This is a genomic window from Hallella mizrahii (assembly GCF_009695775.1).
GTDB lineage: Bacteria > Bacteroidota > Bacteroidia > Bacteroidales > Bacteroidaceae > Prevotella > Prevotella mizrahii.
The window spans coordinates 1-6,930 of the sequence record NZ_VUNG01000075.1; the positions used below are offsets into that span (position 1 = coordinate 1).

Annotated in this window: 6 protein-coding genes; 5 read left to right on the top strand and 1 reads right to left on the bottom strand. The window is 39.4% G+C overall.

The features are described from left to right. Nucleotides 1–124: 124 nt before the first annotated feature. Nucleotides 125–1,849: a tetratricopeptide repeat protein gene (locus FYJ73_RS15315; protein WP_154535610.1), complete on the bottom strand. Its 1,725-nt coding sequence runs from the start codon at nt 1,847–1,849 to the stop codon at nt 125–127. A 293-nt stretch (nt 1,850–2,142) separates the two neighbouring features. On the opposite strand from FYJ73_RS15315, the gene FYJ73_RS15320 reads away from it, so the two are divergent. The 5 genes from FYJ73_RS15320 (at nt 2,143) to FYJ73_RS16195 (ending at nt 6,853) form a co-directional block, all read left to right on the top strand. Continuing rightward, entirely contained in the window at nt 2,143–2,547 is a 405-nt protein-coding gene (locus FYJ73_RS15320) for a hypothetical protein (protein WP_154535611.1), read from the top strand. A 105-nt stretch (nt 2,548–2,652) separates the two neighbouring features. Continuing rightward, complete coding sequence (locus tag FYJ73_RS15325; protein ID WP_154535612.1) at nt 2,653–2,817, top strand: hypothetical protein; 165 nt, start codon at nt 2,653–2,655, stop codon at nt 2,815–2,817. Nucleotides 2,818–2,879: 62 nt separating this feature from the next. Further along, the gene (locus tag FYJ73_RS15330; protein WP_154535613.1) at nt 2,880–4,331 is read left to right on the top strand and encodes a radical SAM/SPASM domain-containing protein; all 1,452 of its coding nucleotides are present in this window, start codon (nt 2,880–2,882) and stop codon (nt 4,329–4,331) included. Nucleotides 4,332–4,406: 75 nt separating this feature from the next. Further along, nucleotides 4,407–6,686 (top strand): outer membrane beta-barrel family protein, encoded by a 2,280-nt coding sequence (locus FYJ73_RS15335; RefSeq protein WP_206081811.1) that lies wholly within the window; start codon nt 4,407–4,409, stop codon nt 6,684–6,686. Next, nucleotides 6,686–6,853, top strand: coding sequence for a cysteine peptidase family C39 domain-containing protein (locus tag FYJ73_RS16195; protein WP_154535615.1), 168 nt, complete (start codon nt 6,686–6,688; stop codon nt 6,851–6,853). The genes FYJ73_RS15335 and FYJ73_RS16195 overlap by 1 nt, the downstream gene beginning before the upstream one ends. The last annotated feature ends 77 nt before the right edge of the window (nt 6,854–6,930 follow it).

Genomic DNA, 6,930 nt, shown 5'->3' on the forward strand with positions numbered 1-6,930 from the left:
TCAGCAAGATAAACAAAGAAATAAAGTTAATATATATTTACTTATTGGTAATATATTATAATGCGTAAAAGACTATAAATTAGCCCCTTAAAGTGGCTATGAAGTTATACACAAACTTGACACCCTATTTTTTTACCCATCGCCAAACAGTTACACGAGAGAGGTTTGTAATATTCTGAATCTGAGGCTTTGACAGACCAATTCGCATAAGGTAGCAAACTTGCATCTGCTGTTCCGTGAATGTCCCCAACTCTTTGAGTAGCCTATCCTTGAATAGCGGATATAATTCATCAACGGCTTGGTAGAGTTGTTTCCAGTCGGCTGATTTCATATTCTTCTTGCCAGTTGAAGATTGGCGGATAGCGTTAATAACATCCTCGGCTTTTCCCTCCAACTCAGACTGATGTAACAGTTTGATAAATGTCTTGTTTTGATCTATTCTTTCTGCCAATTGTTGTTCTTTGTCTTTTAGGGCTTCACTATATTCTGACAACTCAACATTTACACGCAGAAGTTCCCGTTTGACATTTGCTAGTTCGTCCGTAGATTCCGCTAAGGACTTCTTTGACTGTTTCAGTTCTTGTTCTTTCTTTTCGATGTCTTCCCTAAGCTGCTTGTCATCATTGGAAACTCGCTGCAGTTCTGCAGAAAGTGTCACCACCTCCTTTAAATGTTTATTACGCCTTCTTACATATAGAATGTAAGCGATACTTGCTAATAATATTGTTGCCATGACAACAATGGTGAGTGTGTTCTTGTACCGTTCTCTTTCATCCTTTAGAGTTTGCTCTTTCTTTTGGTCCAGATGGTATTGATATTCATTGTTTACTGTTGCAGCAAGTTCCTGCCTCTTCCCGAAATCCAACGAATCACTCAACTGCATATAAATATCTGCATATCGACCTGCCTCTTCCCTATTTCCCGTCTTTTTACCGATTCGATAAAGAAGTTTTGCTGCATCATACATATTATATATGTCTGTCCCATCTTCGAGAATGCGCTTGCAATATATTGTAGCAGAATCATTCTGGTTTGAAGATTCATAATATTGCGCGAAAGCCAAACAAGCGAAAGCTGAATAATCGACTAACGGATTAATCTCTATCAATGATAAACATTCCTTTGCTTTTTGTATTTCTCCTAATTCAGAGTAGTCGCACAATAAATAGACAAGGGAATTCTGATGTTTGGAAATGTCTTTAGATGTTTTTATCTGTTCATATGCCAAATTAAAAGCATTTCTTGCCTGCTTAGAGCTATCCAAAGCAAGGTAAGCAGAACCTAAATGAAGATATGGTAACACACAGTCAGTCTTCAACTGCTTGCTTATACTAAGTTCTTTCTCTGCCATACTTACAGCATCGTCATAATCTTGGACTCGATATTGCAAATAGCAGAGGTTTGAATATGTATTTTGCAACATTGTCGAATCACAATCTTTGTTGTTTTGAGCAAAATCTAAAGATTTGAAGAAATACTCTAATGCCTGTGGGGTATCGTGTAAGTCACGATATACACTACCTGCATAATAATAAACTTCTTGTTTCTCAGATTGCGAGCCTTCTCTTTCAAAATATCCGATAAGCCTTTTTATTATAATATCAGAGTTGGGGGTGTTGTCTGCTTTGTCATTCAAGCGTATACGCAGTAAATCGTATTTAGACCTGACATAATCATTGCTTTCTCGTATTTCAAATTCCAAAGAATCCAACATGACAAGTGCTGTTCGTGGATCTTCATTTCCCACGTTTTTGATATGTTCCAGATCATCCAAGACAGTTTGTTTGGAACAGGCTGTAGTTAGTACAGCAAGGAGTGACCAGATACAATGAACCAAAAACTTATTCATATTCTTCTATTATTACTTCGGGTGCAAAGTTACAAAAAAAGATGAGTAAAAGAAGTATCTTACATTCATTAGTGTTTCTTGGCGTTTCTCATCTATTTAACGTGAAACAAAAGAAACATTGTTTCTTATAAAAGCATAAATATTTGGTTTTCAATATGATACTATTGTTAAAACGGGGGAAGGGCAACATATTTTAACACATAATAGAAACACCATGAAACACAAATTATTTCCATACAACTCATTTAATGAGTAATTTTGCACCAGAATTAAAAAATTAAATTATCGTAGTTATGAAAAAGAAAATCTGTTTTATGGCAATTTTGTTTGCCTTCGTAATGCAAAGCGTAAGTGTGTGGGCTGCCACACAAAGTGTTTCACCCGTGTACTTATATTATAAGCACACGCCAAAACTTGATGGGAATCCCAAGCCATCAAAATCACCTGCGAACTACAGCCTCTCATTGAGCGTGTCTTATAATGCAGAGAGCCAGCAATTGGTTATGCAGGACTCTTCTAGTGAAGTATACACATACTATATATTAAATGAGAATGAGGAAGTCGTTTCACAAGGTATGTTGGATTTTAGCAGTACAGATAATCAAACAGTCAACCTTTGGGCTTACCTTAGTGGGACATACACTTTGGTCATAGTGCATGACGGGTATACCTTCTGTGGCACGTTTGATATTGATTAGATTCAGACTCAACATAATTCCGGAATAAATGAGACAGACCGATCTGCATAAAAGGAGCGGAAGCCGAAAAGCTAATAGAGTAGGCAACATTTTATTTTTTCAACAATGAGAAAAGAACTTATTGAAAATCTTCTGCTATCAGAGATGACAGAAGTAAAAGGTGGCCAAGCATCTAAAGATTGTCATTGCGAAAGTGGTGCTGGCGAGATCGTAGTGATTGAAGTCCCTATTGAAGAACCAGAGGAACCTGTGGGACCCATTCTCTGCTAATCGATAGCGTGTCAAATTTATATTTGGCACGCAATATTACAAGAACATATATAAGGACTGATATGAAATACATAAAATTGAATACCACATATTCGCTAAGAAACGAATCAACTTGTTCATATATCATTAGAAAAAACATGTTTGTTAATTATGATTTGAATAATTATCAGAGAATATATCCAATTCCACCATTCCTTGGCTACATTTTTTCTCATATAGGGAAGATGGAGTATAGTAAGGCTATTCAAGCAGTTGGAAAGACACTTAATGTAGATCCCAATATGCTAGCACATTTTCTGTCAAAAATCATTGAAGAGTCAAGTAAGTCCTTATTATTTTTGGGGAAAGAAATTTCCTTTCCTGAGAATTTGCTAATACAATCTAAGCAGAAAGACAACAGAACATATTACACGGTAGATGGATTTTCACCGATGAATGCGTATACAGTCTGTAGGCCCCATACACCAATATCTGTAAATTTCATGGTTACAGAAAAATGTAACACAAACTGCATATACTGTTATGCAAAACGAGATACAAGACAAGAAATGTCAACATCAGAGATTCTCAAAGTTTTCAAGGATCTATCAGACTATGCTATAGTGAACTTAACCTTAACAGGAGGTGATATATTTGCAAGAAAGGACTGGTATGAAATAATATCCTATTCAAAAGATGCTGGTTTTGGCTATTTAATATCAACAAAGACCGCTCTTAGAGAAGCAGATATAATTAAATTAAAACAACTTGGCATCCACCAATTACAGTTCTCTTTGGATTCTGTATCCCCTAGTATTCTTAGAGACATGATTAATGCTGATGATGGCTATTGTGATAGATTGAAAGCAATGTTTCAGACATGTACCAACCAAGACATAAAAATTTCACTAAGAACAGTATTATGTGGGCAGAATACAAATGTTGACAGTATCAAAACATTATGTGATTTTGTTGATACTTATAATTGTATTTCAAACTGGGTAATAACACCAGCATTCTATTCTGAGAACAAAAGGGATTATAATCATTATGCAGTAAGCAATGAAATGCTCAAAACAGCCTTCACTTACTTACAGAAGCGGAATATGCGCATTCGTCCTCTATTTAATAAACTCAATAATAAAGGATATATTCTACAAAGGACGAAGGACGTTGGCGATTTTGTTGAGCACAATCAAATCTGTTATGCAAATACGTATTCAATGTCCATACTTCCATCTGGAGAATGTACAGTATGTGAGATGCTTTACTATAATAAGTATTTTGTTTTAGGAAATATCAAAGAAAAGAGCGTTGAGGAAATATGGAATTCAAGTAGAGCTTTGAGTTTGTATTCACCGGCAAAGGAAAACATGGTGGAAGATTCTGCATGTTCTTCTTGTTTAGTATTTGATGCGTGCAAGAAGAATATTGCAAAGCGAGTTTGTTATGTTGATGTAATGAAAGTGCATAAGCACCCAGACTACCCTGATCCCAAATGTCCCCAATCGAAAGTTTGCCATTATATCTTATAGAAACGAGAGTTTACAAATTTGAATTATGAGATTATGAATAATATCTGTTACAAAAAATTTATTGTCACCTTACTTATGGTGATATTACATTCTTATGCAGAAGCGCAGGGTAGCATCACGGGACGGGTGATTGACGAGCAGTCGCAGCCCATGCCGTTTGTCAATGTCATGCTCGTCAATCGTACCGATTCCGCTTTCATTCAAGGAACCGTGACGAAAGACGATGGAACTTTCATTATCGAGACCGACCGCAACAACGGTTTGTTGAAAATATCGAGCGTGGGCTATCAGCCCCAATACATCCAAGCACGGCAGGGTAACTTAGGCGACATTCAGATGCAACTCGACAACCTGACGCTGAGTGAAGTAGTGGTGAAAGGGTCTCGCCCGCAATTCAAGATGGGGGATGACGGTATGACCATCAGCGTACAAAACTCATTGTTGGGACAAGCAGGAACGGCAGACGATGTATTGTCGCAACTTCCGCGAGTTTCTGGTAGTAACGGCAGTTTCACCGTATTTGGCAAGGGAAAACCGCTTATCTATATCAACAATCGGAAAGTTGTCAATTCGTCAGAACTGTCTCAGTTGAAATCCTCTGATATTAAAGAGGTGGAACTCATCACCAATCCCGGTGCCCAATACGGAGGTGCCGTTCAGTCTGTAATACGTATCAAGACTGTAAGACAGCGAGGGGACGGATGGAGTCTTTCGTCGTACAGCTTTGCCAATTTCTCGCGTAAGTTCAGCCCGATGGAGTCGCTTAACCTCAAATACCGTCACAACCTGTTGGAACTTTTCGGGAATTTCAGAATCCAATCATTGCACAACAGACAGTATTCTGAATACGAACAAACAATGATGGGTGACAATGTCATCCACGAAATGGGGCGGGACACCATCTTCAATAATGGTGACAAGCAGGTGAGAGGACAAGTAGGCTTTAACTACGATATCAGCAAAGACCATTCCTTTGGCTTTACCTATGGCATTACGAAGTCCCTTCACGATGTAGTACGTTCTGCATCGTCACTCGATTTCTCTATTGACAACACGACGGAGGAAAAGATACGGATGGAGTCTGCCTTCACATCCTACCACACTCCCGACCAAGAACTGGATGCATATTATACGGGAAAGATAGGCAAACTCGGAATTGACTTCAATGGCACCTATTTCCATAGCAAACAGACTCAGACGCAGGACAAGGAAGAAAACAGCAATATGTCTGGATTGCAACTCATAGATATTGACAATGTGACAAGAAACCAGATGTTGGCCGGGAAAATCATCTTCACCTATCCTATATTGAAAGGTAAGTTGAACTTCGGCTCTGAGTACACCGATGTACAGAGTGTGGGCAGCAACATCAATGCTCAACAGATTTTCGACAATACCGAGACCAAAATCAAAGAGCGCAATCTGGCGGGCTTTGCAGAATACGCTATCCCGTTCGGGAACTTCCGGGCGCGTGCAGGGTTAAGATACGAACACGTTGTTTCGGACTATTATTCCAAAGGAGAATGGCAAGACGAGCCAAGCCGCAGGTATTCCGACTGGTTTCCCAGCCTCTCATTGGCGTGGAGCAAAGGGAAATGGCAGGCACAGTTAGGGTATAATGCCAAGACTGCCAGACCGTCGTACCGCAATCTTTCAAGCTGGATGCAATATGACAACCGTTACGAGTATCAAGGCGGTAATCCCCTGCTACGACCTTCCCAGATACATTCTCTTGAGTTGACCGCCACCAGAAGTTGGCTTACCTTCACGGCGGGCTATAAAAACACGAAGAATCTGGTGGCCTATGTGATGAAGCCCTATGACGGTAACATCTTCATCAAAACCTATGCCAACATTAACCGCATACAAAACCTGTATGCCTCACTGACTGCATCGCCCAAGTTCGGCATCTATCAGCCGATGTATGAGGCAAGCATATCCAAGCAGTTCCTTGACGATGATGTCTATGGCGAGGGCATTTCGCTCAATCGTCCTTTGTTCTCGTTCCGTATGAACAACCGCTTTGCCATTCGTCGTGACTTTACGGTTAGCGTCAACCTCTCTTATCGTTCATCTTATGCGAGTACGGTCAGTGTCTATAAAGAGGGAGGCTCGCTTGATGTCAATGTCTATAAGAGTTTCTTCAAGAGCAAGTTGGTCTGCTACCTCTGGGGGCGCGACCTGCTGCAAACCCAGAAACGCCGCTACACGATGTATGGCATCAACAGCACGTTTACAACAGAGCAAGACATGGACAGCCGTTGCTTTAGCATCGGTATCCAGTATAATTTCAACACCACCAGAAGCAAGTACAAGGGCACTAGTGCTGGTAATGACGAAAAGAACCGACTATAATGAGTGTTTTCCCATTCTTTAAGCAGACAGATTCTATGATGTGTGGCATTACTTGCTTAAAAATGATATGCAAGTATTATGGCAAAGAGTTTAGTTTAAAGTTTTTGTCAAACATATGTGTAATCAGCAAATTTTCATGCAACATTTTTAAGAAAAATAACATATAGCATTCTTCGGCAATTAAGATGTAGCATTATTGATGCGTTTTGGCAATTAAGATGGCGCAGTACCAAGGTTTCCCTTG